This is a genomic window from Paramesorhizobium leguminum, assembly GCF_003217235.1.
GTDB lineage: Bacteria > Pseudomonadota > Alphaproteobacteria > Rhizobiales > Rhizobiaceae > Paramesorhizobium > Paramesorhizobium leguminum.
Genome location: NZ_QJTF01000018.1, coordinates 1 through 26108, shown reverse-complemented (window position 1 = coordinate 26108; position 26108 = coordinate 1). Strand labels below are relative to the sequence as shown.

Sequence of the window (26108 nt, the reverse complement as noted above, 5' to 3'; positions counted from 1 at the left end):
TCATGCGCTCCATGGCTTCCATTGGATCAACACGCCCTCGAACCTCCCGAGGCCGTGGTAACGCTGCCAGAACTGGCCCATTTCCGCGCGAGCGCTGACGCTCCTTTCCCCTCCCAGAAGGTGCCCCTGCCCAAAGCCGTCCGCGCGGGCAAAATCTTCAATCTCATCACTGTGAAGCGCAATGCTACCTATGATGATGGAGGCGATCAGCACGTCGATCAGCGGGCTGACCTCGATCACGATGTCGTGTACGGAAACACAGACGGGATCGGGATCCACCAGCTTGCGGCAATGGCGGGTACGCATGGCCCTGTAGAGATGGATCGGCTCGCCGGGCCGCGCATGGCGGCGACGGTGCCCGCGCACCGTCTGCGACTTCACGCCGGCAGCAACCAGCGGACAGAACATCGGGGCGAAGGAATAGGCGACCATCAGCGCTTTTCCTTCTTCAACGCACGGACCTTGACGCCGAGGCTGTTCATCACCTTCTGCCATTCCGACTTGTCCATGAAGGGCGGCTGCGGAAAGCCGTGAGCATCCAGCCAGCTTTCCAGTTCACCGGCCACAGAGCCGGCCTTCAGGAGAATGGCCCACTGTGCGCGGGCGATCCGGTAGCCGGGGGCCTTCTGCCATGGCCGCTGATTTTTATCCGTGCTCCAATCGACGCCGGCGTCATGCGCCATCTTTCCCTTGAGCGCCTCGATCACTTTCTGGGCGTCATCCGGGTAGCGGACCCAGCGGACGTGGTCGATGCCGGTTTGACGTTTGGCGAAGGAAATGATCGCGTCATCATCCCGCCGATGGAAAAGCCCAAGATTGCAGGCGCCGATCCACAGCGCCTGAAGCTTCTTCGCATACGGCCCGTCGAGCGTCTTTCGAGTGCCCTTCGAATATGGCTTGAAGCCGAGACGGCGCAGCTCACCCAGCACGATCTCTTGTTGCTTCGGCGTCATACTGCTCGCATGGCGTATGCCCGTCAGCCGCTCATAGAGATCGCGCTCGTCATCTTCTTCGATACCGAGTTCGCGGATGGCAGTCTTAATTGCCCGGATCGTGCTCATATGCCTCCCTCCGCATCAGGAGTGAGCGGAGGCACCGGGTCGATCGGCTCGAAGCGTCCGTCGATGAATTCCTCGACGCCGCGAACCCAAAGGCGGCCATCCTCGCCCCGGTAGAGGACAACGGCATCCATGTCACGCAGGCCGCTGTCTGTCTGGACGAGGGCGATGCCGGTTACCTGATAGGTACTGCCGCGTTTCCGGTGGAGGTGGGTTGGGACGAAATTGTCATGCGTGATCATGATAAAAACCTCTCCATGTCGCGAGCGATCCGGGAGAGGTTCAACTCGCCATAAGCAAAACCGTTACGGGCTGGGGAATCTGTAGTGAAGTCGATGATGCGGGCGATTGTTTCGCCGTCTACGATGACGAGATCGACATTTCCGGCGCGGCCAATGGTGGCCTGCAACGCCTCCTCGATCAGGGCAACGGAGCGAGCGACGGGAAGACGCAACGTGTTCATGCCGCACCTGCCTTGTGATCTTCGAGCACGAGAGCCGCTAGGTAAGAAGGTGACGGACAAGGTTTGCTGACCACAACTCTACCATTGGCCCATAGAAAGAATTCGGCATCACAAACGAAATCCTTGCGCCAATAGCCCATCGTAGTCTGCTCACCGCCGTAGAGATCGGCTTTGCAAACAGGGCAGCGCTTCAGTTCAGAAAACTTTCTGCTCATATCGCGCCTGCCTTTCCCGCCTCATGCAGGTGGGAAATCAGGTTTCGGGTGTCCGGATCGAGACTGGACGCAAATTTCTGCAACCACATTTCGCGATCGCTCACCGGCGTGTGGTTCAGATCAATGGCCATCTCGGTTAAAACCCACACAAGAAGTGCGGGCTTTTCCTTGAACTGACCAGCAACATCCGCAACAATGGCCTGACAGGGCGTCAGACCGTCCTCATCCGGCTCGCCGACCCAGACGGCTTCAAGATCAATGGTTGCAATCGCGGTATCTTCTTTCTCCGCTGCCGCGATCTTCTGCTTGAGCTCTTCCACCCGATCTTTCCAGCGGCTCCGCTCACGGTCGCGCCGGGCGCTGTCATCGATCATGTCGGCGCAGAAGAGTTCCGTTTCCGCGCGCGTCAGTTCTTCGTTCAGTGTTTCGAGGGTTTCCATGGATCAGCCCTCCGCCCCGGCGGTCTGAAGCTCCGCCGTTTCAATGACGAAATCTTCGCCGTCAGACGAGATCGAGACGCCCGTTATCATCTGGGCCGTATCAGGATCGGCCAGCATGGCGTCCTTGTTGATCTCGACCTTCTCGCGCAGAAAGGCTTTCAACCCGAACTTCTTGCAATGCTCGATAATGGCCTTGACGTTCGACACGGACACCTTCGGCGGGCGCTGCCGCCACGAAACGCGACCGGTGCCGAAATCGTGGTATTTCACCCTGCCGTCATTGGTCAGCGCCGTGCGGTTGGCTTCGCAGTAGACCTGTATGCCTTCCACCTGCTGGCCCATTTCCTCGACAAGGGGAGCGATTTCCCGCTCCAATTCCTCGCCGGCCTGCCGGACCTTTTCATCCTTCGCGGCCTTGCGCGCGTCGATCTCGCGGCGCAGGGTGCCGATCCGCCCGACTGCCGCCGCCGCCTGTTCCCGAGATTGCGGCACCCGTGCGAGCGCCTTCAGCTTCGATTTCTTTGCCATGGTTCCCATTCCTCATCGCAGCCTCAAGCTGCCTGATTGCCTTCACCACACCGTCGATCGCCGCAGCCTCGCCGCGGGAGAAACGGTCATTTTCCAGCTTCTGCCCGGCTGTGAGCACGAGCTTCACCGATCGTTCGAATTCCGCCTGTTGCGCTGGCGGGGGCGTTGCCGCGAGGATCGCCGCCACCAGCGGGGCGACCTCGGCGGCGAGCTGTTCAAGATCGAGGTCGATCACCGCCGGGTACGGCATTGACGTGTTCCTTGGGTTCCGGGCGCGAAATGACGGGGAACAGCATGACGTCGCCGGTCCCCACCGCGTCGGCCAGCAACTGCCGCTGGCGCTGCGCCCGTTCCCGCCGCGCCGCATCGTTCCAGCGATGGCGGGACACCTCGTTTTCGAGAGCCATCGCCGTCTCGCGGAATTCTTTCAGAGTGCGCATGAGCGCATCCACCCCGCGCGGGCTGACGTTCACGCCCTTTTCCTCAAAGCGCGCGAAGATCTGTTCCAGATGTTTCAGCCGGTCGGACAGTTCAAAGGTGTTCGGTTGCCTGACCATCACGCCGTCTCCACATCGCGGTTCGCCCATGCGGCGCGCAAATCGTTGAGGGTCATGTCGCGCTGGGCGCCCTGCGCCGCCATGCGGGCGAGCTTGACGGTCATGTCCACCTGACCGAGCGCGCCGGGTTTCATGCCGACGCCGGTCAGGAATTCCATCTGCTTGGGGTCGGTGATGCCCCAGGCGGCGATGAATGCCGTCAGGTCGGCTGGATTGGGCTTGTCCCGCCGAATGCGCTTGAAGATGCGACGACGAAGCTGGCCGTATCTCTCGCCGGATGACCAGGTGCGGAACCGGGCATAGGTTTCTCGGTTGCCGAGTAGCGCGACGCCACAGCGGCATTCCGGAACATCAACGAAATGGCGGAGCTGGTTGATGGCTTCGTCGCTTAGGTTCTGGGCCTCATCAACTATCAGAAGCGTGCCGTCGCCAATGCGAGCCAGCCGCCGGGTGAGCGCGCGCAGCAACCGGGCCGGGCTTCTCTCTTCCACACCAACCGCCGCCGCGATCTCATTCAGCATGTTGTGGACGGAACGGGAATTCGGGCTCATCGTCACGATGTGGCAATTGGCCCTGGTCTCGCGATAATAGGTCGCCGCTATGGTTTTTCCGATCCCGGCATCGGCGGTGACCATCACCATGGTCGGCATGATCTGCGCGACAGACAGGGCGCTGATGACTTCTCTGGAAAAGGCGAGGTCGAGAAATTCAGGAGACTGCGGAACGCTGTCCGTAAGCTCGTCCACGCTCTCCTGATTATCGAGCCACTGGCGCACCCTGGCGTTCACGGCGTCATAGCGGCCATTATAGGTGCTCGACAGCCACTGGCTGAATGTGCCGGTGCCGAGGCCGGTGCGCCGCGCGACCTCGGCCTTGCTCCACGCGCGCGTCGTCATAATCGCTTCCACGCGTGCCGCCAGCTCCGTCCGCTCGGCCAGCACGTCGTCCACGATTGAGTTTTCCGCATTCTTCATCTATTTCTCTCCTATGTTTCATCCGACTTTTCGCCCGGTCCTTATGGCCGGGCTTTTTTATGCTTCCTTGAGCAGCCGCCTCCCCATCAGGCTCGCCACATTCTCGAAGGCGGCCTCGGCCTCCTCGTTCCAGCTTTCTTCCGGGCGGGGTTTAAGGGCGGCATTGCCGCGCGTGGCGAGACGGGTGACGGCCGGCTTCATGGATTTCTTTTCGGAGACCGCTGTCGGCGCATAGAGCCGCCCCAACTCATCGGGCTTCATGGTCACATGCAGCTCTGCCAGCTCGCGCTGTTTCTTCTGGAAGGCGGCGCGCAGGCGGTTGTGGGTATGGGCCTCTTCCGCGTCGATGAAATCGACATCACCCAACGATGGTGCCTCGCAAAGGAGTGAGCCGCGCAGGTCGTAGACCTTGATCGGGCGCGTCAGATCGTCAGGATCGAAGCGGGCGGCGAGTTTCTTCCCGGCATGCTCGATGAGTTCTTCCGTCCAGTAGCGGTTGCCGAGTAGGTGGATTTCGCCATTGCCCTTCCGCGCGGTGACTTCTTCTGCCATCAAGAGCCAGAGATCGCGCTGCGTCGTCGTAGGCCAACGCACGATGGTGGACGGTTCGGCGATCGATGCGGCGAAGGCCTCATCGAATGAGCGGCCCTTCGCGGTCTCCGTTTTCCGGCCCACACGCGCATTGTGCTCGGCAATCATGCCATCGACGAATTGCCGGAATTCATCCCATTCGAGCACGCGCGAGCCGTAGTTTTCAGGCTTATTTACGGGGCTGTTGCCCGTGTATGCCCCGGCGCAGAATGGATGCTTGGCGATATCCTCGCAGAAGTCGCGAAAGGCGCGTTCGATCGGCTTGGACTGTCCGGCGTAAGGCGTGGCCCAATGGACCTCCACGCCGAGCTGGGTCAGCAAACCATCGGGCTCGTCATCGCGTACCTTGAACCGGTACCGGTTCGGCGTTCCGCCTGTAATCCACTTTGAAGCGAAGCCACGCCCGTTATCGAGCACTATTTCGTCGAAAATACCGTAGCGTTCGACCACGTCGCCGATGACGAGGCGCACCGCGACACGGTTTTCCGTTTCGCAGTGACGCCAAGCGAGGAACTTGCCGGAGAATATGTCCTGAATTGCCACCAGCAGAGGGCGGAATGGTTCGCCATTGCCGCTTGGGCGGTGCACCCAGATATCCCAGCGATGGCCATCGATATTAACCACCTGCATCGCGCGCAGCCGCTTCTTGGTGCGGCGCTGGGCCGGATAGAGTTTCTTCAACTCATCGCGTCCGCTCCGCTTCAGCTTGATCACGCTCTGCGGCACCTCGGCCTCGAAGCGACGGCGGAGCGCCCGTTCGGAAGGCAGCGGTTCCCATCCTTCCCGCTTCGCCGCCGCTTCCAGCCGTCGATAGCAGGCCGAAAATTTCGGCGCTTCGGCGCGCAGATAGTCAGATTTCAGCGCCTCCCATGCCTTCGGGTGGCACTCGGTGAACTGTGCGGTGGCCTTGTAATCCGGCGCGAGCGCGGCCAGCCAGTCCGACGCTCGGACGCCGCGCACCGTATTGAGCCAGTTGCGCAAGGTCGGCGTGGAAATCCCGGCCTCACGGGCGGCGATTTCAATGGCCGCCGTCTGTGTCTTGCCGACAGACATCAGCCGATGCGCCGCCTTGACGATCGTCAACCGGCGGGCACACTCGTCCTTATGCTTCTGCGGCAGTTCATCATAGCGCCGCCAGATCGGGTTTTCGGTGGTGTCGGAAGAAGGCTTCGCCGCCGCGTCGGCCTCTTTGGCCGGCAGCAAGTTCTGTGTGGTCTGCGGAAAAAGCGTGAGGTGATATTCCCAGCCGTGCCCGGCCTTGCGCGCCTTGCCGTCCGCCGCGCGCCATTTCTGCTCGGTGATCTTCCGGTTCCAGCCCCGCACAGAAGCGGGCATGGCGGGGTCCGCCACCTGCACCGCTTCTTCGACGCTGTACCACCCGTCAGCCATGGGCCGTCACCGTGCGCAGGGCCGTCCAAAGGGTATAGATGAAGCTCGCGATGTTAAGCGCCAGCAACAACAGGATAAGAAGGCGGAACCGGCGTTCGCGCCTGCGTTCCTGTTCAAGTTCGTCGTCATCCATCATGCATCACCTGTTGAGCGTGTGGTGGCAGGTATCGAAGGAATAGCGGTCCATGCAGGCGGCCATGCCGCCACCGCAATGCGCGAGCGCAACCAGAACGATAGCGAGGCACGAGGAATGCAACAGGACCGCCCGGAGCGTCATTTCGAAGCTCCCAGCGGCACGATGTCGAAGCCCAGCTTCTTCAGCCCGGAGCGGATGGCCCTTTCGTCGGCCCCCCAGTAGTAGATGACGGCGCTGATACGCTCCTGCCGGTTGAGACGTCCGAAACCGCTGATAGCAATATCGAATTCCCGCTTTCGCTCTTCATCTTCATCAAGCAAGAGCGCATCGCTGGCGGAACCGACCATCCGAACGCCCATCCTGATGGCATCGTCGAGTGTCTTCTCGCCGGATTTGATCGAGGCAACTATGGTTTCTTGTTGTTGTGCATCAAGCGAGGCGAGTTTTAGCAGAATGGACTGATGATCGGCGTAGGCCGATCCACGTATGCATTCGATGAGGGGGCGGGTGAGGTTTTTAGCGATAAGTACAGACCGCTCTACGGAACGTTTTGACATGCCCAAACGCTCGACGCAGTGTTTTGAAAAATTGCTTTTTTCGCCGGAAATCTCGTCTATAGAGCAAACCGCCAACTTGGCGCTTTGGTCGCCGCCACGCGTGATCTTTCCGTATTTGCGCTCCCAAGCCGCACGGTAGGCATAGATCGCCAACGCTTGATCGAGCACCGTCATGTGGCGAAACAGGTTCGCTCCGGCCTCCATCATGGTCGCGGTATCCTTGTCGGCCTCGACCACAAAAACGAGAACTTCGTCTTCTTCCTGAAGCTGTGCTGCGCGCAGGCGATGTGCACCGTCGATCAGCGTATAGGGCTGCTCGCTGCGGCGCGGCGTATGCCGGACAAGGATGGGATCGGTGAAGCCGATCGTCATGATCTCGGCCCGGATCGCAAAGGCGTGGCCTTCGTCCACCGGCCTGATGCGTTCGGGATCGATGAAAATCTTGTCGATTGGCAGGGTTTTCAGCTCGATGCTCATTTCGCACCCCCGACGCGGAGGGCTTCATCCAGCCTTTCCGAGACCGGCCGTTCATCCCGCAATCCGAACCGGTCGGCCACGCGCCGCGCATCGCCGCGGTCGCCCTTCAGCCGGCCAGAGAGCACGGCAAAGACAATTTGGCTGTCCACTTCCAATTCGCGCGCCACTTCGGTGATGGTCAAACCGGCCGCCCTTAGACGACGGCGGATATCGTTGACCTTTTCCTCTCTCGTCATATTCAACCCCATTGTGACTAACTATTTTTGATTAGTGATAATCTAAAATGATTTGTCAACATATAACTATAGCGAAAAATAGTGTGATCTAACTAATTTTTGTGTGTGCGAGTGGAGGGATAGCGCGTCAAGGGGAGCGGAACCTCCAAAATGGCGGCTTTTCACCTAGGGTGCTTTACAGCGCGTGCGTAACGCGAGTAGATAAGTGAGTGTCGGCGTATGTGGCGTGTGTGACGTGTAAAAATGGATGATCTGGCCACCGAAATTGGTGAGCGTCTGAAAGAAGAGCGCATTAGGCTCGGAATGACGCAAAAGGAAATGGCCTCCCTCGGAGGCCAGGCGGTCAATTCGCAATCTCTATACGAGCGCGGAAAATCTGCCCCAGGTGGTATATATCTTGCCGCGATTGCAGCAGTTGGGGTTGATGTTCTTTATGTCATCACCGGGTACCGGGGAGGATCGCGCAGCGGGGTACCCCAGCGTGATGCCGAAACGCTGCTCGACAAACTGGAGCGTTCAGCGGGGGAGCGTCCCGAATTAAGCCAGGCAGACGGTGACACGCTTCGAACCATCGCCCTCGATGAGACGATATCGGACCGCACCCGTGCCCGCGCGGATCTTCTTCTGCGCGTTGCATTTCATGACGAGGATGCAGAGCAGCGTCAGGCGCTACGCGCCAGACGCGTTCGGGACGAGATGGCTCGTGCAGAAGCTATCGTCGATGATGCGTCTCATAGCATAGGTTGGACGCCGCCCCCGGCGGTACGCAGTCACTTAGTCAACCTTATCCGCTTTTGGAAAGTGGACGCTGATACGATCAGCGCCTTTCTTTATGACCTAAGCAGGGACAGTCGAGGATAGTGGGGTATTTCCAGTGGGGTATTATGAACAGATTGGCGTGGCGAACATGCGCCACGAACAGCGCCGCGCGGCCATGGATCCAGCTAGCCGTGCGCGCAAGGACCTGCTCACCGCAGTGCTATGGGGCATCGTTGCCGCCCTCACATGGGCGCTCGTCCTCTTCCCGGTATATTTCCCCCTGATAGTGTTAATCCGTTCCATAAGCTCAGCCTGATATACCTTCGTCTTTTGGCTCTTATCATATTGATATTACTGTACTTATCGCTCCGGCGGCGTGACGTGGACGGAATGTCCAACATTGTTTTGCTTTTTCGCCCCGTTTCGGCCTATTCTAGAGGCGTTCTCGATGCCTTCTAAACGGCGGTTTTCCGGGCTTTTGAAAGGGCCGTCCTTCGATTTGACGGCGGTTCGACGGTTCTGGGAGGCGGACTTTCAGATGGTGGCAAAGAGGGCGGTTATGCTAAAACCCGGCGTCAAAATGAATTCCCGTTTATCCCGCTGGATTTCCGCATGATCCCATTGAAAACAAAGGCTTTCCCCGCCAGATCATGGCTATTCCCGCCTCTCCCCGCCTACATAAAACCCGGCGTCAAACAACAGCTTGACCCGAGGATCCACGGCAAGGGGGCAAAAACGGCACGATCATTCGCGACGGGATAGCGACCATCTCGTCGAAATATTGACCGTATTCGCTTACTGGAATGCCTGGAGGCGATGGAAAAATTAGTGCTTCTCTGGCCGTGGATCCTCGGGTCAAGCCCGAGGATGACGGCGAGATAATGGGGGAGATGCCCGGCAGGGCAGAGGGGGGTGTATGGAGCCAACATTTCCATTTCAAGCAGGCTGCTTCAATGCTGGGCCGCAGCCGCATCGCCATAGAGCGCGACCGACAAATCATGCGCCGCCTTGGCCGTACGCGGACCGAAGCCAAGGAGATAAAGCGCCTCCATGCGGATCAGCTTCTTATTCGCGGCGGCGGGCGTTCCGGCGAAGGCGGGGTTGCTGAATATCTGCTCGTCGCTGGCTGCGTGATTGCCGGCCCGGTCCATCATCAGGATCACATCAGGCGCAGCCTTGCCGACGGCCTCGTCGGTCAGTTGCTTGTAGCCTTCATAGCCATTGATGGCGTTGACGCCGCCGGCAAGCGCGATGATGCCATCGGCGGCGGTGTTCCTGCCGGAGGCGAGAATCCGGTCGCCCTGCATCGACAGGATGAAGAGAACGCGCTTGCGTTCCTTGATGGATGAAACCACCTTCTCCGCTGCCGCCAGATCAGCATCCGCCGACGCGGCGAGCTTGTCCGCCTTGTCCTCGACGCCTAGCGCCTTGCCGACGGTTGTAATCTTGTCGAGCACGCCCTGGCGGGTGAAATGCTCAGGCACGACGACCATCGGAACCGACGCCTTCTTCAAGACATCGAGCGCTTCACGCGGCCCGCTGCCTTCAAGCAGGAGAATGCCCGACGGGTTGACGGACAGGACGCCCTCCGGCGAAAGCGCGCGCATATAGCCGACATCGGGAAGCTCCTTCGCTTGTGGCGGGAAGATGCTCGTCGAATCGACGGCGACAAGGCGCTTTTCCTCGCCCAGCGCATAGATGATTTCGGTCAGCGAACCGCCGATGGTGACGAGCCGGGAGGTATCGGCGAGGCGGGTGGTTTCATCGGCTAGTGCCGGTGCACTGGCCGCAGAAGCGATAGCCATGGCCAGAAGGCCGAGAATACTCCTCATCCGGCTCCGCGCGATGATCCTCGCCCTTCGAGGCTTCGCTTCGCTTCGCACCTCAGGATGAGGATCATCGGATGCCGCGTTACCCGTACCCTCATCCTGAGGTGTGAGCGGAGCGAGCCTCGAAGGACGAGGGTACGGGGGGTGCAAATTACGCATCATACTTCCCCTCAAGCCGCCGTGGACTGGCGCACACGCGGGAGGCTCTCAACAAGCGCACGCCAGTCCTCGCGCTCATGCTCGCCCTCGTGCCGCTTGCCGAAGAACTGGATGATCATTTCGCCGTTCGCATCATAGGCTTCGAGCGATGTCACATGGCCATCCTTGCTCGGCTTGCGGACGCCCCAGACCTCGCGGATATGGTCGGCGCGCAGATGGAGATGGAAGGTCGGGTCCAGCACGTTGAGCCACGGCCCCACGGTCTTCAGCTCGGCGATCGGCCCGGAATGGATCTGGATGCAGCCGCGATTGCCGACGAAGCACATGATGGGGAGCGCGGCTTCCGCTGCCGCATTCATCATGGTTTCGACGGCCTGGATGTCGAGCGTCCAGGCATATTCCTCGCCGATCACATTGACCGCCTGATGCCGGTTCAGCTTGAAATCCTTGAGCAAGCCGACGAACTGGTGCACGTCGGTCATCTGGCTCCAGCGATTACGAAAATCGTCACGGTTCAGTTCTTCGACGTTGATGTAGTCTTTTGCGCCATAGGCGACCGTTTCGATGCTTCGCGACTGGTCGTCGGATCGCATCGTCTCGACAAGGGCGTAATAGGCATTCAGATCGGAGGCCGGGCGCAGATGGATCTTGTGCACCGCCTCGCCCGCCTTGTCGAAGAATTGCAGGCTGCGCCTGACATCGTCGCCATCGCGCTTCTCAACGGCGAAGCCATGCGCCCAGACTTTCGGGAAAGTACGCAAATCGATCTCAGCGCCCAGCACCAGCGCCGCGTGCTCGCCGCGCTTGATGTTTTCGTAAACGCCGATCTTCTCGTGCACCGCGCTTTCATTGCGCGTCAGCGCCATCACTTCGCCGACCGCCTCGATGCCGGAAAGAAGCGCATCGACATCCGGGCGGATGCGAATGACGGCGTCTCCGCATTGCGCGGCGACGTAATCGGCCTCGGAAATATTCAGAAGCTGGGCGAATTCGCGCTCGCGCAGCTTCGGGTTCTCGGCGCGCGCGACGAGGATTTCTTCAGGAGAAGGCTTTGGATTGGAAGAAGGCTTGGAATTGTCGGTCATGTCAGTTTGCCTATTTATTCAGGATGAGTTTGCCTTGCCGGGTGATCTTGAGCCGGTAAAGGAAACCGGCATGTTCGATCCCCACCTCGGTGGAGCCTTCGAAAAGTTCGCTGCTGCCATAGGTTTTCAATGGATGCAGCCCCGGTTTCCGCGCTTCGCCATGCGGCGCAGCCGTCACGGAAGGCTTCATGTCGATAAAATCGCGGCTGTTCATTTGCGCATCCCCTTGGCCTTGAACAGGCGCGCGAGATGGTTCTCCGCGCACCTGTTTATTCTTGATAGAAATTATCACCTTTTAGCGCCCGCGCAATAGAAGAGTTTAGGACTCAACTTATACGAAGCGCCCCTCCCTCCCCCTTGCGGGGAGGGTGGCCCGAAGGGCCGGGTGGGGGTGGAGACGGTTATGCACGCCATTCACCACCCCCATCCGCCCGCTCCGCGGGCACCTTCCCCGCAAGGGGGAAGGAAAGAGACTAAAACCGCTGCGTCAGGGAGACTTTGAACGTGCGGCCCGGCTCGGAGAAATAATCCTTCGGAGAGGTAACGCGACCCTCCGGCAGATCGATGGCGTTCCAATACTGCTTATCGAAGAGGTTATAGACGCCCGCCTGAACACGAAGGCCCTTGAACTGCTCCGGCTCCCACCAGCCTGTGACATCAACGGTCGCATAGCCGGGGGTCTTGTAGAAGTCATTGTCGTCTTCGACTTTGTCGCGCTTGGAAACCGCTGTGAGCGCGACATCCGTGCCCCAGGTCTCGGTAGCATAGCCAAGTCCGACCACACCCTTCAGCGCCGGGATGGAGTTCAGATATTCATCCTCATCCGTGTCCTTCCCTTGCGCGGCGGCGATGCCGCCCCAGGTCTTCCAGCCATTGCCGAAGGCATAATGCGCCTTGGCTTCGACGCCATAGATCTGCACATGCGCGCGGTTGATATATCTGGTGATACCCATAGGGTACATGCCCGCCGGAACACCATATTCCGCCGGATTAACGGCAGCCGTGTCGATGAAGTTCTTGTAATAGTTATTGTAGATGCTGACCGATCCGCCGAACTGGTCGTCGCCGAACTTCGCGCCGATGTCGAAGCCATTGCTGGTTTCCGGTTCAAGGTCGGCATTGCCTATCTGAAGATAGGCCCCTGGATTGCCATAGGTCAGGTAAAGTTCTGTCGCAGAGGGCGCGCGGAAGGCCTGTGCCCATTGCGCATAGAGCGTAACATTATCCGTTGCTGCCCATTCAGCGCGCAGCTTGGGCGAGAATTTTGAGTCGCTTGACCCCTCTGGATAGCCCCACTGCGCATAATTGGGGCTTTGTTCATAATCAGAGGTTTTCTGCGGATCGCGATCATACCAGTCGAAGCGCAGCCCGGGCGTGATCGTGAGCCGGTCATCCATGAACTTGATGCTGTCCTCGACATATAACCCCAACGCCACGCTATCGACATCAGGCATGTCCGACGAATTGGAATGGAGCATCCGGCAAGATTGCGGGCCAAACGGATCTCGGATCTTGTTCCAATCCACATCCGGGCAATTATCGACACCAGCGGAATACTGGTGGATACCCTGCCAATAGAGTTCACCACCGAACCGGAATTCGTGGTTGACACCCCCCAATTCCAGTTCCTTAACGGCATTGCCGGTTACGCCGTAAGACGTCTCTTCGATCAAATTGTCACGCTTATAGACGCCATAGGGATAGCCATAAAAGAATGGATCACGCGGAATAATGAAGCTGCGTGGGTCACGAAGGCGAATCGCGTCAGTATTGTCTTTCAGCTCTTCCTTTTGCCAATAAATAGTGAGGTTCGCCTGATCGAGCCAAGCGTCGCCCGTGCCGTCATAATCATATGTCGCCGAAATTCGCTCGCGCTTGCGAGTCTTTGTTTCAAAGGACGATCCCGGCTGATAGGTAGAGGTGGAAGCATTAAGCGTGTCGATATCCTCATCCGCACTGAACCGCTCCGCCGCAATCCCAAACCGATGGCCGCCATCGACATGCTGATTGAGCTTGAACAACAGATTGTTCTGGTCGTATTCGGCCGGGTTCTTCTCGGTGCGGGTTGCTCCAAATCCGCCGATATCGCCCATGTTTTCCCGCTCCTTGCCGGCGCGGTAGCCGCCCTGGAACAGGACATAGGTGTTGTTCGCCCGGGCGGCGAAGGCCTGATTGATATTCCAGCTCCGGTCGGAACTGTCATAGGAACCCTTGGTGATGCTGCCCCAGTTCTTGCCCTCGGTCAGGAGATCTTCCGGGTTGAGCGTGCGCAGCGCGATAACGCCGCCAAGCGCGCCGGAGCCGAACAGGCTGGAATCCGCGCCCTGAATGATATCGAGCGTCGAGAGCGTATCAAAATCGACGGTGGACATGCCGCCCTTCACGCCGCGCGCGCCATCGTCGAGCCATGGGATGCGAATGCCATCGACCGTGGTCAGCACGCGATTGTCGCCAAGGCCGCGAATGTTGATGCTGTCGCTGGTGCGATTGTAATTGATGCCGGGATCGAGGCGGCCAATATCATCGATGCGATCGACTTGGCGTTCCTGCATCTGCTTTGCCGTCACCCGCTCGGTCAGCACGGTGGGCGCGTCGATGGCCGTCTTCTTGGCCTTCCCGTCCACGACGATCGGCTTCAGCTCGATAGGCCCCTGCCCGCCCGCATCCTGCGCAAACGCGCTTGATAGCATCGACGCATTCAGCGCACCGAACGCAACGCAACCCAGCCAGAAACTCTTCGAAAGCTTATGCATAACCCCACCTCAACCCGCTAAAAACCGTGAAACTGATCTTGGCTGGCGCAGGCGAAATGCCCTAGGCTGGCTATGCCCGTTGTTGACCGGCTGATTTTAGCCATAATCCTGGTCGGGCAGGACGGACCTACAAAATATGATAATTTACGTCAAGATAATAGTTGCGGCGAAAATCGCTTTGAATTAGCTTTTTGTCGTTCAGGATGCACAGGGGGAAGAGAGATGCGGCACCCGATGAAGACATGCCGACTTCTGACCGCGGTTTTGGCTTTTTCGCTGGGCGCCGCTGGGCAGGCGCCGGGGCAGGAAATCCAGCAGGAAACCGCTCCGGCGCCCGCCCTGAATCTGGAGCTGAATGCGCTCGATCCTTCCGAAAAAGGCTGCCGTCTCACCTTCATCGCCGCCAATGATCTGAACGTTCAGCTGGACAAGGTGACGTTCGAGATGGTTCTCTTCAATGCCGAGCAGCGGGTCGAGCGTTTGTCCATTCTCGACTTCAAGACTCTGCCTGCCGGAAAGACCAAGGTACGCCGTTTCGACCTCGCCAATATCAAATGCGATAGCATCAGCCGCATCTTGATCAACGACGCGACGGAATGCACGGGCCAGGGTGTCGCCGAAGGCGTCTGCATAAAACAATTGAAGACGAGCTCCAAATCCTCGGTCCGATTTGGAATATGAGCAGTTGAAAACAAAGATGTGATAATTTGCCGCAACGGGCCAAATCCTCGATTTCACGCTGCGGCAAATGCAAATTCTTCCTTAAAAGCTGGCACTTCCACTCAAGTTTAGAACTTTTCTAAGTTATTGATTTTTAGAATTAATCCAGAAGAGCAATTTGACAATCCAGCTGCTCCTCCCCCATATAAAGGGGCGCTCACCCAAGCGCGCCTTTGATGTCTGGGCCTTTAACCCTTTCGATTGGAGGAACCTGTGATTGGTTCGTCTTCGCTCAGTATAGCGGCTTCTTCCTTCCGGAATAAGCAAAGTCTCGTTGCGTCATCCCCGCACGAAGCTTCCAGTATTGCTTTAGTAACCCTCCATATCAATGGCGAAATGCACCTGGACGATCACAATTCCGTCGGAGGTTTTACACTCTGATGCTTGTCTGCCATTGCAATATCATTACACAAAAGGAAATCGAGGAGACGATCATCTCTCTTCTCGATGAGGATTGCTGGCAGCTTATCGTGCCGGCCAAGGTCTACCATGCCATGAGCAAGCGCGGCCGCTGCTGCGGATGCTTCCCAAACGTCGTTGAAACGATCATAAGGGTCACCGAAGAATACCATCTTCGGCACGACCAGAACGATAGCCAGGTCATATCGTTCATCGATCGTGTTCGTTCGCTACGTCAGCAATACGGGAGCATGCAGCATGAAGGGCGACAAAAAGGTCATCGAGCGGCTTAACGAGGCTTTGTTCCTCGAGCTTGGGGCCGTCAATCAATATTGGGTGCATTACCGCCTTCTCGAAGATTGGGGCTACAAGCGCCTCGCCAACAAGGAACGCGCCGAATCCATCGAGGAAATGCACCACGCCGACCGCATCATCGAGCGCATCATCTTCCTCGAAGGCCATCCGAACCTGCAGACCGTCGCGCCGCTGCGCATCGGCCAGAATGTCAAGGAAGTGCTGGAAGCTGATCTCGCAGGCGAATACGACGCCCGCGCCTCCTACAAGAAATCCCGCGAGATTTGCGACGAGCTTGGCGATTACGTCACCAAGCAGCTTTTTGACGAGCTTTTGAAGGATGAGGAAGGCCACATCGATTTCCTCGAAACCCAGCTCGAGCTGCTCGCCAAGATCGGCGAAGAGCGCTACGGCCTGCTGAATGCCGCGCCGGCGGATTCGGCGGAGTAACAGCGCCCTCCTTCCCCCTTGCGGGGAAGGTGCCCGCGGAGCGGGCGGATGGGGGTGGAGACGATTGTGCTCTACCTTTCACCACCCCCACCCGGCCCTACGGGCCACCCTCCCCGCAAGGGGGAGGGTAAACGGCGCTAGCGGCATTTACGAAATGGCCTACTTCATGCTAGTGCGCGCTCAAATTTAATCTAGGACTCTCTTCATGAACGCTCCGCGCGTCAGCTTCGTCTCTCTCGGTTGCCCGAAGGCCCTTGTCGATTCCGAACGCATCATCACCAGCCTTCGATCCGAAGGCTACGAGATATCGCGCAAGCATGACGGCGCGGATCTGGTGATCGTCAACACGTGCGGCTTCCTGGATTCGGCGCGCGATGAATCGCTGCAGGCGATCGGCCAGGCGCTGAACGAGAACGGCAAGGTGATCGTCACCGGTTGCCTTGGCGCGGAGCCCGATGTGATCCGCGAGAAGCACCCCAATGTGCTGGCGATCACCGGCCCGCAGGCCTATGAGAGCGTCATGACGGCGGTGCATCAAGCCGTTCCGCCCGCGCATGATCCGTTTGTCGATCTGGTGCCGCCGCAGGGCGTCAAGCTGACACCGCGCCATTACGCTTACTTGAAGATTTCCGAGGGATGCTCCAATCGCTGCTCCTTCTGCATCATCCCGGCGCTGCGCGGCGATCTGGTATCCCGGCCCGCCTCGGATGTGCTGCGCGAGGCGGAAAAGCTGGTGAAGGCTGGCGTCAAGGAAATCCTGGTCATCTCGCAGGATACGAGCGCCTATGGCGTCGATATCAAGTATCAGGAAAGCGTCTGGCAGGACCGCCAAGTCCGCGCCAAGTTCATCGATCTCGCGCGCGAATTGGGGGACATGGGCGCCTGGGTGCGGATGCACTATGTCTACCCCTACCCCCATGTCGATGAGGTGATTCCCCTCATGGCGGAAGGTAAGATCCTCCCCTATCTCGACATCCCTTTCCAGCACGCCTCCCCTGCGGTTCTCAAATCCATGCGCCGCCCGGCGCATCAGGAAAAGACCTCGCGCCGCATTCAGGCCTGGCGCGAGACGTGTCCCGATCTCGCCGTCCGCTCCACCTTCATCGTCGGCTTCCCCGGCGAGACGGAGGAGGATTTCCAGATGCTGCTCGACTGGCTCGACGAGGCGAAGATCGACCGCGCCGGCTGCTTCAAATATGAGGCGGTCAAGGGCGCGAAGGCGAATGATCTCGGCCTTGAGATGGTGCCGGAAGAGGTCAAGGAAAGCCGCTGGCATCGCTTCATGGCGAAGCAGCAGCAGATTTCGACCAATCTCCTGAAGAAGAAGGTCGGCAAGCGCCTGCCTGTGATCATCGATGAGGCGAACGGCACTACCGCCAAAGGCCGCACCCGCTATGACGCGCCGGAGATTGATGGTTCGGTGCACATACAGTCACGCCGACCGCTGCGTGCGGGGGATATCGTGACGGTGAAGATCGAGCAGAGCGATGCTTATGATTTGCACGGGATGGCGGTGTGAGCGGTACTGTTTTAATGAAATCGCAAGGCGTACCCCCCTCTGCCTTGCCAGGCATCTCCCCCTCAAGGGGGGAGATTGGCTGACGCGGCCATCAACGCTTGTCTTGCAACGGTTGCGATTGGTGCCGAACTTTTTGAAGGCGTAATCTCCCCCTTTGAGGGGGAGATGGCTGGCAAGCCAGAGGGGGGTGTTCCCGCCCCGGCATTTTAAAAATGAAACTCTACTTCCCCTCCGGCGCCGCGACATCCGACTTCTGCTTGCAGTCTTTCAGCCAGACATCATAAACAGGATGCTCAATAGCATTGAGGCCGGGGCTGTCCTTGAACACCCAGCCTGAAAAAATGCGCTGGATTTTCCTGTTCAGGGTGATCTCATCGACTTCGACGAAGCTGTCGGTCTTGGGCGCCTCGTCATCGGTGCGTGAATAGCATACGCGCGGCGTCACCTGCAGGGCGCCGAACTGCACCGTTTCATCCATATAAACGTCGAAGGTGGTTATACGCCCGGTGATCTTGTCGAGGCCGGAGAACTCGGCAATCGGATTGGCGATGCGCTCTGCGGCGGCGGGAGCGATGGCAGCGGCCAGAAAGCACAGCGCAGTGGCGGAACGGGCTAAAAAGCGGCGGTTAAAGCGTCGCGTCGTATGGTGCATTGTCAATTCGGTTTCCGCATGATCCGGGTTGATCGATTTTGAAACAGGCACCCTTCCCCTGGGGCCTATTCATACCCGGAGAACGTGGCCATTCAAGGCCACCAGCCGATAAATCTCCATCAATCCGCTGAAATCAGAGCGGGATGCAGGTCAAGTTGAATGAAGCATCCCGCTCTAATTGTTTTAGCCGCATGATCTTATCCGAAAAGTCTGCAACTTTTTGCTGTCGCTGACCTTCGGTTCGGGATCATGCTCAGTTTCCCGGCGTCCAGGCATCATAATCGCCCGTCACCCTCGGGCGCTCGCCCAGGCTCGCCATCGAGCCTTGCGGCCTATAGGCATAGGGCGTGCCGGTCATGTTGGGCTGAAACGGCTTCTGCCAGGACCAGGGCTTGTAGTTTTCCTCTGATGGCGGCGTGTCGGTGCGATGGTGCATCCAGCCGTGCCAGCCGGGCGGAATGGAAGATGCCTCGGCATAACCGGCGTAAATCACCCAGCGGCGCGTGCGGCCTTCGGAATCGGTCCCGCCCTGATAATAGACGTTGCCCAATTCGTCCTCCCCGACGCGCTGGCCCTTGCGCCATGTATGGAGGCGCGTGCCGATGGTCTCTCTATTCCACCAGGTGAAAATCTGCAGCAGAAGGGTTTTCATGGCATTCCTAGTCCAAAGAACAGGCCCCGCTTATGGCCCCATCGTCCAGCCAAGGCAAGGGTCAAGTTGATGCCGATATAAGCAAACCCGCCTATAACGACCAGTCCGCCAGTGCTTTTTCCATCGTCAACACCGCAATGCCCGAATCCGGCTCGCCCCAGTTTTCCGTGCGCCCGGTCTTGGCATATCCCCTGGCTTCATAGAACTGGAGCGCTTTGGCGTTCTTCTCGATCACGTCCAGCCGCAGCTTGCGCACATTCGGAAACGCGCTTTCGATTTCCACCAGAAGCAGGCCGCCAACGCCCTGCCCCTGCTTTTCAGGCCGCACATAGAGCTGATGCAGATTGGCGAATGTCTGGTCGTTCTGGCTGGCAAAGGCCATGCCGTAGAGATCGGAGCCATCATCGGCGAGAATGAATTCCGAATAGGGCTTGGAGAGCTGCTTCTTCAGGGCATCGGCAGAATGCCATTTGTCGGTGATGGCATTCACCGTCTCGACGCCGAATACGTCATCGAAGGTCGAATGCCAGGTTTCGATCAGAAGCTCCCGAACGGCGGGAATGTCGTCCTTGGTCGCGGTTCTCAGCCACATCTTATTCGATACCTATTATTCGATACCCAGTTTTGCCTTTACCAGATCGCTGACCGCCTGCGGATTGGCCTTGCCGCCGGTGGCTTTCATCACCTGACCGACGAACCAGCCCGCAAGCGTCGGCTTGGCCTTGGCCTGCTCCACCTTGTCCGGATTGGCGGCGATCACCTCGTCCACGGCCTTCTCGATGGCGCCAGTATCGGTCACCTGCTTCAGGCCGCGCTCTTCCACCAGCGCCTTCGGATCGCCGCCCTCGTTCCAGACGATTTCGAACAGATCCTTGGCGATCTTGCCGGAGATGGTACCTTCCTTGATGAGATCGATGATGCCGCCCAATTGCGCGGGCGATACGGGCGATTCCTCGATACCCTTGCCGGCCTTGTTGAGCGCGCCGAGAAGATCGTTGATCACCCAGTTGGCGGCCATCTTGCCGTCCCGGCCCGTGGCGACCGCCTCATAATAATCGGCGATGGCCTTCTCGGTGACGAGGATCGACGCATCATAGGCCGAAAGGCCCTGCTCGCTGATCAGCCTTGCCTTTTTATCGTCGGGCAGTTCCGGCAATTCCGCGGCGAGGCTGTCTACGAAAGCCTGGTCGAATTCCAGCGGCAACAGGTCCGGATCGGGGAAATAGCGATAGTCGTGCGCCTCTTCCTTGGAGCGCATCGAGCGTGTCTCGCCCTTCACCGGATCGAACAGGCGCGTTTCCTGATCGATCTTGCCGCCATCCTCCAAGATAGCGATCTGCCGGCGCGCCTCATATTCGATGGCCTGGCCGACGAAGCGGATGGAATTGACGTTCTTGATCTCGCAGCGCGTGCCGAACGGCTCGCCGGGGCGGCGCACGGAGACGTTGACATCGGCACGCATCGAACCTTCGTCCATGTTGCCATCGCAGGTGCCCAGATAGCGCAGGATGGTGCGCAGCTTGGTCAAATAAGCCTTCGCCTCTTCCGACGAGCGAATGTCGGGCTTCGACACAATCTCCATCAGCGCTACGCCGGAACGGTTCAGATCGACATAGGACATGGTCGGATGCTGGTCGTGCATCGATTTGCCCGCGTCCTGCTCCAGATGCAGGCGCTCGATGCCCACTTCGATATCCTCGAACTGGCCCTTCGAATCCGGACCAACCGAAACGGTCACAATACCCTCGCCGACGATTGGCTGCTGGAACTGCGATATCTGATAGCCCTGCGGCAGATCAGGATAAAAATAGTTCTTCCGATCGAAGACCGACTTCAGGTTGATCTGCGCCTTGAGACCCAGCCCCGTGCGGACCGCCTGGGCGACGCATTCCATATTGATTACCGGCAACATGCCGGGCATCGCCGCATCGACGAGCGAGACATTGGAGTTGGGCTCCGCGCCAAAGGAAGTGGAAGCGCCGGAGAACAGCTTCGAATTCGACGTTACCTGGGCATGGACCTCCAAGCCGACAATCACCTCCCATTCACCGGTGGCACCGGAAATGAGACGTTTGGGTTCAGGCGTACGCGTATCGATAAGGGTCATGCTGCTTGTCACTCATGGATTTCGTGGCTTTATTCGCTAGTGCAAAGCACGCAGCGAGGCAAGAGCGGAAACGGTCTTAATAGGGAGCCGTCCGCACGTCCTACCGCGATGCGCAGCCCTTATGTCGACTGGATAGTAATGCGTATATTTAACGCGCAACCAACAATATAACAGGACTTAAACTTTCTTAACTTGCTTCAAATTCATTATTCTCAATACTGTTACTACCGAATCCCGGCATGAACATTATCCTGCGAGCCATATCCCGCCCATGACTGTTGCGCGATCCAAGCCGGCCAAAAAGGCAACACTTACTCACGCCGAGACACGGTCCATCGTCTTCGGCATCATGCTCGCCATGCTGCTGGGCTCTCTCGACCAGACCATCGTGGCCACCGCCATGCCGACCATCGGGCAGGATCTTGGCGACGTTCATTTGCTGTCATGGATCGTCACTGCCTATCTTCTCACTGCGACGGCGGTTACTCCGCTATACGGCAAGATGGCCGATACCATGGGGCGCCGGGTGACACTTCTCGTCTCGGTCGGCCTCTTTGTCGTCGGCTCGGTCGCCAGCGCGCTTGCGCCCACCATGCCGGTGCTGATCGTGGCGCGCGCCCTGCAAGGTTTGGGCGGCGGCGGCCTCATGGCTCTTCCGCAGACCATCATAGCCGATGTCGTCTCGCCTAAAGAGCGCGGCCGCTACCAGGGATACATCGCAGCGGTCTTCATCACATCGAGCATCGCCGGTCCTCTCATAGGCGGCTTTTTCGCCGAACATCTGCACTGGTCGGCGATCTTCTGGATCAACGTGCCGCTCGGCTTCCTTGCATTCTGGATGACGAGCACGCTTCTCAAGAAGCTCCCGCGTTACGAGCGTCCGCATCGTCTCGATGTCCTCGGCGCAGTGCTCATGGCGAGCGCCACCGTCTCGTTGATGCTTGCGCTCAACTGGGGCGGGCTCAGCTACCCCTGGGGCTCGCCGGTCATCCTCGGTCTTTTTGCATTTTCAGCGATACTATGGGCTGGGTTCATCAGGCGGCTCATGACCGCGCCGGAGCCATTGATCCCGGTCGAGGTGCTCGCCAACAGAATCGTTGCGATGGGAACGATCGCCGCCTGCTTCTGCATGGGCACGTTCATGGGGCTCATCATCTATCTGCCGATCTATCTGGAGACCGTCTATGGCCTCAGCGCCAGCCAATCCGGCCTCGCCATGATGCCGCTCATGCTCGGCACCATGCTGGGCGCCACGGCTACGGGGCAAACGATGGCGCGGGTTGCGCATTATAAACGCATGCCGATGGTTGGCCTTGCCGTTGCCGTCGCGGCGCTTGCCTTTCTTGCGGCCGTCCCCCGAAGCTTGTCCGTTACCGAGCTGGAAGTCTTTCTCGCCATAGCCGGGATCGGGCTCGGCACGCTTCTGCCCGTATCCACGGTCTCCATCCAGAACGCGGTCGCTTCCCACCAGATGGGCACCGCGACCTCCACCATGAACTTCTTCCGCTCGTTGGGCGGCGCGCTCGTGGTTGCGGGCTTCGGCGCGATCCTCATGGGCGGCCTTCCGCCCGGGGTCGCAGGCCACATCACGATGGAAACCTTCGCTCAAAGTTTCACAGCGAACGGGCTTGATATTGCCGTTGTTTTCCGATGGGTATTCGCTGCGGCAGCGGCAGGCCTTCTCATTGCGCTCGCCGCCGTCATCGCCATGGAAGAACGCCCCTTGCGCGACCGTGTGCAGGAAGCGCCGCTGGGTCTGGAATGATGGGCTCAACGGGCCATCAGCGATTAGGGCATCCCGCTTCAATCGTCATCCTCGGGCTTGTCCCGAGGATCTGCCGTACGAAGAAGTGAGTGGAACCGACCGTCATGAAATCGAAAAATTTAGCCTATGCAGGGAGCTTCCTCTTTTGATGGAATCGCTTGGTGTCCTTTTGCGCCGTTGTCGTGAATGGATAGGTTGAGGCATGGATTCCTGTGACAAGCACAGGAATGACGGAAGAGCGGGTTCTTCGCCTGAAACTTCATCGTCTTGCAGGCAGAAATGTTTGGGCTGGTGTCAAAAGCCATATTGCCGTCATTCCTGTGCTTGTCACAGGAATCCATGCCTCAACGGTGAAACAGTCCGCACCGATAAAAGAATATCACCGTTTCAACCTAAAAATGAAATGCTCTAAAGATTGTCATTGTCTAATTGAACGCTAGCAGGACGACACGCCTCATCCAGTCGTCATTCTCGGGACAAGCCCGAAAATGACGACTGGAGGGGAAACGATTTCAAGCTAGTACTGACAACTGCGGTTTATCCCCGTCCGGCGCGCACCACACGCTCGATTTCCTCGCGCACCAGCCGCTCGACAAGCGAAGGTAGATTGTTGTCCAGCCAGTCCTGCAGCATGGGACGCAGCATTTTCTCCGCCATCTCATCGAAGGACCGGCGCTGCTCGGCCCGCATGACGCTTGAAAGCCCCTCGAAGGCAGCGGCCACCTGCAGGCCCGTTACCTGCGAAATTATCGGCGGCGTATCGGTTGCAACATACGGCGCCGCCGGCTCTTCGAAAACGGGTTCCGTTTTTTCAGGCGCCGGCTGGGTGGTAAGAAACTGCGGCCCCTGATCCACCACGCGTCCCGGCTTTTCAACCGGTTCCGCGCGACCAACTGCAGCAAACGTCACATCCGGCTTAACCGTGCCCATCTCTGGTTTCGCCATGGCGTGGGCTTGTTTGAGCGCTTCGGCCTTGGCAGGCAAATCATCATTGACGGCATCGAGCTCGGGTTCGTCATCCTCGTCGATGGCTATAAAGGCCGGCTTGAACGCTGCTTGGGTCGCAGCTTCGCCCTTGACATCCAGAGCACCGCGCAAGCCGATGCGCGCGGCAAGCGCATTCATCGCCTCATCCGCCTGCTCGTTGCGCCGACCGCTGCGTTCGGCCTCGCGCTCAAGCGGCGAGGCCTGAACTGTTTGAGTCGCTTGAACAGGCGTGGCGGTCTGGACAGGGTGCGGGGAACGCAACACCGGTTCGGGTTCGCGCCGGAATTCGGCGATCTCGCCGCGCACTGGCGCCACACGCACCGGCGCTACATGCGGACGCTCGGCCACATTTGGGCGTTCGGAAAGCGGCCGCTCCGGCTTGGGCGGCACACTCTGCCGCACCACATCACTGTCCTCGATGATCCGACGAATGGAAGCCAGAATCTCTTCCATGGACGGCTCGCGCGCTGCGCTCGATGTCTGTGCCATATCCCGCCTGTACTGGTTACCATGTCTGCCACTGCGAAGGCGACTCCATGAACACAAGGTACCGGACGAAACCGGGTTTGAGAATCCCTCCAGGTCCGATGGGAAGGCCAACCCACAGAATTATCGAATCATAAACCATATTGCCATGCAACCGCCTAGAATTGCCGCGAAAGAGGCAATGCAACCAACCGAGCCCTATCGGCATTCAGCACTTAGACACATTTCCGTTCGCAAACTGGCATGTTCGCGTCACCGGGATTGTCGGAAAGATATGAAGAAAATGGCCCCAGAGCGGAATAATCGCAAGCAATCGGCTCCCGAGTTGAGCGCCGAACTCCATCATGGCTTGAAGCCGCGGCACATCACCATGATTGCGATGGGCGGCGTCATTGGCGCCGGTCTTTTCGTCGGCTCCGGCGCTGTCATTCGCAGCGTGGGGCCTGCCGCATTCATCACCTATGCCCTCACAGGCCTGATGATCGTCATGGTGATGCGGATGCTTGGCGAAATGGCGATTGCCAATTCCGTCGAGGGTTCGTTCTCCAGATATGCAAGGCTGGCGCTGGGCGATTGGGCCGGCTTCACGGTCGCGTGGCTCTACTGGTATTTCTGGGTGATCGTCGTTGGCGCGGAAGCCGTGGCGGGTGCCGGCATCCTGCAGAAATGGATGCCCGACGTGCCGCTATGGGCGGCGGCTCTCGGTCTCATCGTCGTCATGACCGCGACCAATCTCTATTCCGTCCGCTCCTTCGGCGAATTCGAATACTGGTTCTCCAGCATCAAGGTCGCGGCGATCGTCGCCTTCCTCGCGCTCGGTGTCTCCTATGTATTCGGCCTTTGGCCCGGCGAACCCATGAGTTTCCTGAATATCGATCCCGCCGGCGGTTTCCTGCCGCACGGGCCCGGCGCGATCTTCACCGGCATCGCCATTGTCGTGTTCTCGATGGTCGGCGTGGAAATCGCCACCGTCGCCGCCGCGGAGGCGAAGGATCCGGAACGGGCGGTCGTCCAGGCCACCCGCTCGGTGGTCATCCGCATCCTGATTTTTTATGTCGGCTCCATATTGCTTCTTACCACCATCCTGCCGTGGAACAGCCTCGCCCCCAACACGTCGCCTTTCGTCGCCGCCCTCGACAAGATGAATATCCCTTTTGGCGGCGATGCGATGAATTTCGTGGTCCTGACCGCTGTTCTATCCTGCCTGAACTCAGGTCTCTACACCGCCTCGCGCATGTTGTTCGTGCTGGCCAAGCGCGGCGATGCGCCCGCCTGGCTCGCCAAAACAAGCGCCAAGGGCGTGCCGATACGGACGATCCTTGCCTCGACGCTGGTTGGCTATGTCGCCGTCATCGCCGCCTATCTCGCGCCGGACACGATATTCCTATTCCTGCTGAACTCGTCCGGCGCCATCATGCTCTTCGTTTATATGTTCATCACCGTCTCGCAATTGATATTGCGTCCGCGCACACCGCCAGAGCGCCTCAAGGTGAAGATGTGGTTCCATCCCTGGCTCTCGCTGGCCACCTTCGCCGGAATGGCGGCAATCATCGTGATGATGCTTCTGGAGCAAGGCACCCGGTCGCAGGTGACGCTCAGCCTGCTCTCCGCAGCCGCCATCATCGCCATCTGGTTCGTCCGCTCCAAACTCATCGGCGTTAATGCATCCAACGTGAAACCTCGCAATAGGCCAGTTTAGAGCGCGCTTCCTCTTTTGAGGGAATCGCTTGCTGTCCCTTTTGCACCGTTGTGGTGAATGGATAGGTTGAGGCATGAATTCCTGTGACAAGCACAGGAATTGTCTGTTTGTTTCATGCTTAATTGGCGCTGAGGCTGGATGCGATTCCCGGGATGGCCACCCCGGGAATCGC

Annotated in this window: 31 protein-coding genes; 7 read left to right on the top strand and 24 right to left on the bottom strand. The window is 58.8% G+C overall.

Going from position 1 to position 26108, the window contains the following annotated elements; translation table 11 throughout:
• Genes C7477_RS14115 through C7477_RS14065 form a run of 15 tightly spaced genes read right to left on the bottom strand, consistent with a single transcriptional unit; the run spans position 1 to position 7621 of the window.
• Positions 1-432 (bottom strand): ASCH domain-containing protein, encoded by a 432-nt coding sequence (locus C7477_RS14115; protein ID WP_110753221.1) that lies wholly within the window; start codon positions 430-432, stop codon positions 1-3.
• On the bottom strand, positions 432-1061 hold the full coding sequence (locus C7477_RS14110; protein WP_110753219.1) for a regulatory protein GemA: 630 nt from the start codon (positions 1059-1061) through the stop codon (positions 432-434). Before C7477_RS14110 ends, C7477_RS14115 begins: the two co-directional genes overlap by 1 nt.
• The gene (locus C7477_RS14105; protein WP_110753217.1) at positions 1058-1300 is read right to left on the bottom strand and encodes a DUF1653 domain-containing protein; all 243 of its coding nucleotides are present in this window, start codon (positions 1298-1300) and stop codon (positions 1058-1060) included. Before C7477_RS14105 ends, C7477_RS14110 begins: the two co-directional genes overlap by 4 nt.
• Positions 1297-1521, bottom strand: coding sequence for a hypothetical protein (locus tag C7477_RS14100; RefSeq protein ID WP_110753215.1), 225 nt, complete (start codon positions 1519-1521; stop codon positions 1297-1299). The genes C7477_RS14105 and C7477_RS14100 overlap by 4 nt, the downstream gene beginning before the upstream one ends.
• Positions 1518-1736: a hypothetical protein gene (locus tag C7477_RS18790; RefSeq protein ID WP_146226102.1), complete on the bottom strand. Its 219-nt coding sequence runs from the start codon at positions 1734-1736 to the stop codon at positions 1518-1520. Before C7477_RS18790 ends, C7477_RS14100 begins: the two co-directional genes overlap by 4 nt.
• The gene (locus C7477_RS14095) at positions 1733-2176 is read right to left on the bottom strand and encodes a hypothetical protein (protein ID WP_110753212.1); all 444 of its coding nucleotides are present in this window, start codon (positions 2174-2176) and stop codon (positions 1733-1735) included. Before C7477_RS14095 ends, C7477_RS18790 begins: the two co-directional genes overlap by 4 nt.
• Before the next feature lie 3 nt (positions 2177-2179).
• Positions 2180-2668: a host-nuclease inhibitor Gam family protein gene (locus C7477_RS14090; protein ID WP_245411851.1), complete on the bottom strand. Its 489-nt coding sequence runs from the start codon at positions 2666-2668 to the stop codon at positions 2180-2182.
• Positions 2577-2954, bottom strand: coding sequence for a hypothetical protein (locus C7477_RS19240; RefSeq protein WP_245411847.1), 378 nt, complete (start codon positions 2952-2954; stop codon positions 2577-2579). Before C7477_RS19240 ends, C7477_RS14090 begins: the two co-directional genes overlap by 92 nt.
• The gene (locus tag C7477_RS14085; protein WP_110753210.1) at positions 2920-3261 is read right to left on the bottom strand and encodes a hypothetical protein; all 342 of its coding nucleotides are present in this window, start codon (positions 3259-3261) and stop codon (positions 2920-2922) included. Before C7477_RS14085 ends, C7477_RS19240 begins: the two co-directional genes overlap by 35 nt.
• On the bottom strand, positions 3261-4235 hold the full coding sequence (locus tag C7477_RS14080; RefSeq protein WP_110753208.1) for an AAA family ATPase: 975 nt from the start codon (positions 4233-4235) through the stop codon (positions 3261-3263). The genes C7477_RS14085 and C7477_RS14080 overlap by 1 nt, the downstream gene beginning before the upstream one ends.
• Positions 4236-4292: 57 nt before the next feature.
• A complete protein-coding gene (locus tag C7477_RS14075) occupies positions 4293-6215 on the bottom strand; it encodes a transposase domain-containing protein (protein WP_110753206.1) in 1923 nt (640 codons plus the stop codon).
• On the bottom strand, positions 6208-6351 hold the full coding sequence (locus tag C7477_RS18995; protein WP_181418430.1) for a hypothetical protein: 144 nt from the start codon (positions 6349-6351) through the stop codon (positions 6208-6210). The genes C7477_RS14075 and C7477_RS18995 overlap by 8 nt, the downstream gene beginning before the upstream one ends.
• A gap of 3 nt (positions 6352-6354) precedes the next feature.
• Entirely contained in the window at positions 6355-6492 is a 138-nt protein-coding gene (locus C7477_RS18990) for a hypothetical protein (protein ID WP_181418429.1), read from the bottom strand.
• Positions 6489-7385 (bottom strand): ParB/RepB/Spo0J family partition protein, encoded by an 897-nt coding sequence (locus C7477_RS14070; RefSeq protein WP_110753205.1) that lies wholly within the window; start codon positions 7383-7385, stop codon positions 6489-6491. The genes C7477_RS18990 and C7477_RS14070 overlap by 4 nt, the downstream gene beginning before the upstream one ends.
• Entirely contained in the window at positions 7382-7621 is a 240-nt protein-coding gene (locus tag C7477_RS14065; RefSeq protein WP_181418428.1) for a hypothetical protein, read from the bottom strand. The genes C7477_RS14070 and C7477_RS14065 overlap by 4 nt, the downstream gene beginning before the upstream one ends.
• A gap of 243 nt (positions 7622-7864) precedes the next feature.
• Between C7477_RS14065 and C7477_RS14060 the strand changes: the two genes are divergently transcribed.
• Positions 7865-8482, top strand: a complete 618-nt coding sequence (locus C7477_RS14060; RefSeq protein WP_110753201.1) for a helix-turn-helix domain-containing protein — start codon at positions 7865-7867, stop codon at positions 8480-8482.
• A gap of 848 nt (positions 8483-9330) precedes the next feature.
• On the opposite strand, the gene C7477_RS14055 is transcribed toward C7477_RS14060, so the two are convergent.
• From C7477_RS14055 to C7477_RS14040, 4 genes are all read right to left on the bottom strand, one after another.
• Positions 9331-10212, bottom strand: a complete 882-nt coding sequence (locus C7477_RS14055; RefSeq protein ID WP_110753199.1) for a heme/hemin ABC transporter substrate-binding protein — start codon at positions 10210-10212, stop codon at positions 9331-9333.
• Between the two features lie 167 nt (positions 10213-10379).
• On the bottom strand, positions 10380-11453 hold the full coding sequence (locus C7477_RS14050; protein WP_110753197.1) for a hemin-degrading factor: 1074 nt from the start codon (positions 11451-11453) through the stop codon (positions 10380-10382).
• Positions 11454-11463: 10 nt separating this feature from the next.
• Positions 11464-11667 carry a hemin uptake protein HemP gene (gene hemP, locus C7477_RS14045; RefSeq protein ID WP_110753195.1) on the bottom strand — a complete coding sequence of 68 codons (204 nt, stop codon included), beginning with the start codon at positions 11665-11667 and terminating at the stop codon, positions 11464-11466.
• A 259-nt stretch (positions 11668-11926) separates the two neighbouring features.
• Positions 11927-14206, bottom strand: coding sequence for a TonB-dependent hemoglobin/transferrin/lactoferrin family receptor (locus C7477_RS14040; protein ID WP_110753193.1), 2280 nt, complete (start codon positions 14204-14206; stop codon positions 11927-11929).
• Positions 14207-14440: 234 nt separating this feature from the next.
• On the opposite strand from C7477_RS14040, the gene C7477_RS14035 reads away from it, so the two are divergent.
• The 4 genes from C7477_RS14035 (at position 14441) to rimO (ending at position 17588) form a co-directional block, all read left to right on the top strand.
• Positions 14441-14887 (top strand): hypothetical protein, encoded by a 447-nt coding sequence (locus C7477_RS14035; protein ID WP_245411846.1) that lies wholly within the window; start codon positions 14441-14443, stop codon positions 14885-14887.
• A gap of 419 nt (positions 14888-15306) precedes the next feature.
• On the top strand, positions 15307-15618 hold the full coding sequence (locus C7477_RS14030) for a (2Fe-2S)-binding protein (RefSeq protein ID WP_110753189.1): 312 nt from the start codon (positions 15307-15309) through the stop codon (positions 15616-15618).
• A complete protein-coding gene (gene bfr, locus C7477_RS14025) occupies positions 15584-16069 on the top strand; it encodes a bacterioferritin (protein WP_110753187.1) in 486 nt (161 codons plus the stop codon). Before C7477_RS14030 ends, bfr begins: the two co-directional genes overlap by 35 nt.
• 205 nt (positions 16070-16274) lie before the next feature.
• Positions 16275-17588: a 30S ribosomal protein S12 methylthiotransferase RimO gene (rimO, locus tag C7477_RS14020; protein ID WP_110753185.1), complete on the top strand. Its 1314-nt coding sequence runs from the start codon at positions 16275-16277 to the stop codon at positions 17586-17588.
• A gap of 220 nt (positions 17589-17808) precedes the next feature.
• On the opposite strand, the gene C7477_RS14010 is transcribed toward rimO, so the two are convergent.
• The 4 genes from C7477_RS14010 to gatB all read right to left on the bottom strand — a co-directional run bounded on the left by C7477_RS14010 (position 17809) and on the right by gatB (position 20999).
• Complete coding sequence (locus tag C7477_RS14010; RefSeq protein ID WP_110753409.1) at positions 17809-18240, bottom strand: DUF2155 domain-containing protein; 432 nt, start codon at positions 18238-18240, stop codon at positions 17809-17811.
• Between the two features lie 253 nt (positions 18241-18493).
• Complete coding sequence (locus tag C7477_RS14005; protein WP_110753183.1) at positions 18494-18892, bottom strand: NADH:ubiquinone oxidoreductase subunit NDUFA12; 399 nt, start codon at positions 18890-18892, stop codon at positions 18494-18496.
• 91 nt (positions 18893-18983) lie between these two features.
• Positions 18984-19484 (bottom strand): GNAT family N-acetyltransferase, encoded by a 501-nt coding sequence (locus C7477_RS14000; RefSeq protein ID WP_110753181.1) that lies wholly within the window; start codon positions 19482-19484, stop codon positions 18984-18986.
• A 15-nt stretch (positions 19485-19499) separates the two neighbouring features.
• On the bottom strand, positions 19500-20999 hold the full coding sequence (gene gatB / locus C7477_RS13995; protein ID WP_110753179.1) for an Asp-tRNA(Asn)/Glu-tRNA(Gln) amidotransferase subunit GatB: 1500 nt from the start codon (positions 20997-20999) through the stop codon (positions 19500-19502).
• A 271-nt stretch (positions 21000-21270) separates the two neighbouring features.
• On the opposite strand from gatB, the gene C7477_RS13990 reads away from it, so the two are divergent.
• Positions 21271-22764, top strand: coding sequence for an MDR family MFS transporter (locus tag C7477_RS13990; protein WP_110753177.1), 1494 nt, complete (start codon positions 21271-21273; stop codon positions 22762-22764).
• A gap of 537 nt (positions 22765-23301) precedes the next feature.
• Here the strand turns inward: C7477_RS13990 and C7477_RS13985 are convergent.
• Positions 23302-24240 carry a PopZ family protein gene (locus C7477_RS13985; protein ID WP_110753175.1) on the bottom strand — a complete coding sequence of 313 codons (939 nt, stop codon included), beginning with the start codon at positions 24238-24240 and terminating at the stop codon, positions 23302-23304.
• A 271-nt stretch (positions 24241-24511) separates the two neighbouring features.
• Between C7477_RS13985 and C7477_RS13980 the strand changes: the two genes are divergently transcribed.
• On the top strand, positions 24512-25936 hold the full coding sequence (locus tag C7477_RS13980; protein ID WP_245411845.1) for an amino acid permease: 1425 nt from the start codon (positions 24512-24514) through the stop codon (positions 25934-25936).
• The last annotated feature ends 172 nt before the right edge of the window (positions 25937-26108 follow it).

Bases quoted from the DNA above. Each gene is read 5' to 3' on its own strand.
- C7477_RS14115 (WP_110753221.1), bottom strand. From the start codon at position 432: ATGGTCGCCTATTCCTTCGCCCCGATGTTCTGTCCGCTGGTTGCTGCC.
- C7477_RS14110 (WP_110753219.1), bottom strand. From the start codon at position 1,061: ATGAGCACGATCCGGGCAATTAAGACTGCCATCCGCGAACTCGGTATC.
- C7477_RS14105 (WP_110753217.1), bottom strand. From the start codon at position 1,300: ATGATCACGCATGACAATTTCGTCCCAACCCACCTCCACCGGAAACGC.
- C7477_RS14100 (WP_110753215.1), bottom strand. From the start codon at position 1,521: ATGAACACGTTGCGTCTTCCCGTCGCTCGCTCCGTTGCCCTGATCGAG.
- C7477_RS18790 (WP_146226102.1), bottom strand. From the start codon at position 1,736: ATGAGCAGAAAGTTTTCTGAACTGAAGCGCTGCCCTGTTTGCAAAGCC.
- C7477_RS14095 (WP_110753212.1), bottom strand. From the start codon at position 2,176: ATGGAAACCCTCGAAACACTGAACGAAGAACTGACGCGCGCGGAAACG.
- C7477_RS19240 (WP_245411847.1), bottom strand. From the start codon at position 2,954: ATGCCGTACCCGGCGGTGATCGACCTCGATCTTGAACAGCTCGCCGCC.
- C7477_RS14085 (WP_110753210.1), bottom strand. From the start codon at position 3,261: ATGGTCAGGCAACCGAACACCTTTGAACTGTCCGACCGGCTGAAACAT.
- C7477_RS14080 (WP_110753208.1), bottom strand. From the start codon at position 4,235: ATGAAGAATGCGGAAAACTCAATCGTGGACGACGTGCTGGCCGAGCGG.
- C7477_RS14075 (WP_110753206.1), bottom strand. From the start codon at position 6,215: ATGGCTGACGGGTGGTACAGCGTCGAAGAAGCGGTGCAGGTGGCGGAC.
- C7477_RS18995 (WP_181418430.1), bottom strand. From the start codon at position 6,351: ATGATGGATGACGACGAACTTGAACAGGAACGCAGGCGCGAACGCCGG.
- C7477_RS18990 (WP_181418429.1), bottom strand. From the start codon at position 6,492: ATGACGCTCCGGGCGGTCCTGTTGCATTCCTCGTGCCTCGCTATCGTT.
- C7477_RS14070 (WP_110753205.1), bottom strand. From the start codon at position 7,385: ATGAGCATCGAGCTGAAAACCCTGCCAATCGACAAGATTTTCATCGAT.
- C7477_RS14065 (WP_181418428.1), bottom strand. From the start codon at position 7,621: ATGACGAGAGAGGAAAAGGTCAACGATATCCGCCGTCGTCTAAGGGCG.
- C7477_RS14060 (WP_110753201.1), top strand. From the start codon at position 7,865: ATGGATGATCTGGCCACCGAAATTGGTGAGCGTCTGAAAGAAGAGCGC.
- C7477_RS14055 (WP_110753199.1), bottom strand. From the start codon at position 10,212: ATGAGGAGTATTCTCGGCCTTCTGGCCATGGCTATCGCTTCTGCGGCC.
- C7477_RS14050 (WP_110753197.1), bottom strand. From the start codon at position 11,453: ATGACCGACAATTCCAAGCCTTCTTCCAATCCAAAGCCTTCTCCTGAA.
- hemP (WP_110753195.1), bottom strand. From the start codon at position 11,667: ATGAACAGCCGCGATTTTATCGACATGAAGCCTTCCGTGACGGCTGCG.
- C7477_RS14040 (WP_110753193.1), bottom strand. From the start codon at position 14,206: ATGCATAAGCTTTCGAAGAGTTTCTGGCTGGGTTGCGTTGCGTTCGGT.
- C7477_RS14035 (WP_245411846.1), top strand. From the start codon at position 14,441: ATGAAGACATGCCGACTTCTGACCGCGGTTTTGGCTTTTTCGCTGGGC.
- C7477_RS14030 (WP_110753189.1), top strand. From the start codon at position 15,307: ATGCTTGTCTGCCATTGCAATATCATTACACAAAAGGAAATCGAGGAG.
- bfr (WP_110753187.1), top strand. From the start codon at position 15,584: ATGAAGGGCGACAAAAAGGTCATCGAGCGGCTTAACGAGGCTTTGTTC.
- rimO (WP_110753185.1), top strand. From the start codon at position 16,275: ATGAACGCTCCGCGCGTCAGCTTCGTCTCTCTCGGTTGCCCGAAGGCC.
- C7477_RS14010 (WP_110753409.1), bottom strand. From the start codon at position 18,240: ATGCACCATACGACGCGACGCTTTAACCGCCGCTTTTTAGCCCGTTCC.
- C7477_RS14005 (WP_110753183.1), bottom strand. From the start codon at position 18,892: ATGAAAACCCTTCTGCTGCAGATTTTCACCTGGTGGAATAGAGAGACC.
- C7477_RS14000 (WP_110753181.1), bottom strand. From the start codon at position 19,484: ATGTGGCTGAGAACCGCGACCAAGGACGACATTCCCGCCGTTCGGGAG.
- gatB (WP_110753179.1), bottom strand. From the start codon at position 20,999: ATGACCCTTATCGATACGCGTACGCCTGAACCCAAACGTCTCATTTCC.
- C7477_RS13990 (WP_110753177.1), top strand. From the start codon at position 21,271: ATGACTGTTGCGCGATCCAAGCCGGCCAAAAAGGCAACACTTACTCAC.
- C7477_RS13985 (WP_110753175.1), bottom strand. From the start codon at position 24,240: ATGGCACAGACATCGAGCGCAGCGCGCGAGCCGTCCATGGAAGAGATT.
- C7477_RS13980 (WP_245411845.1), top strand. From the start codon at position 24,512: ATGAAGAAAATGGCCCCAGAGCGGAATAATCGCAAGCAATCGGCTCCC.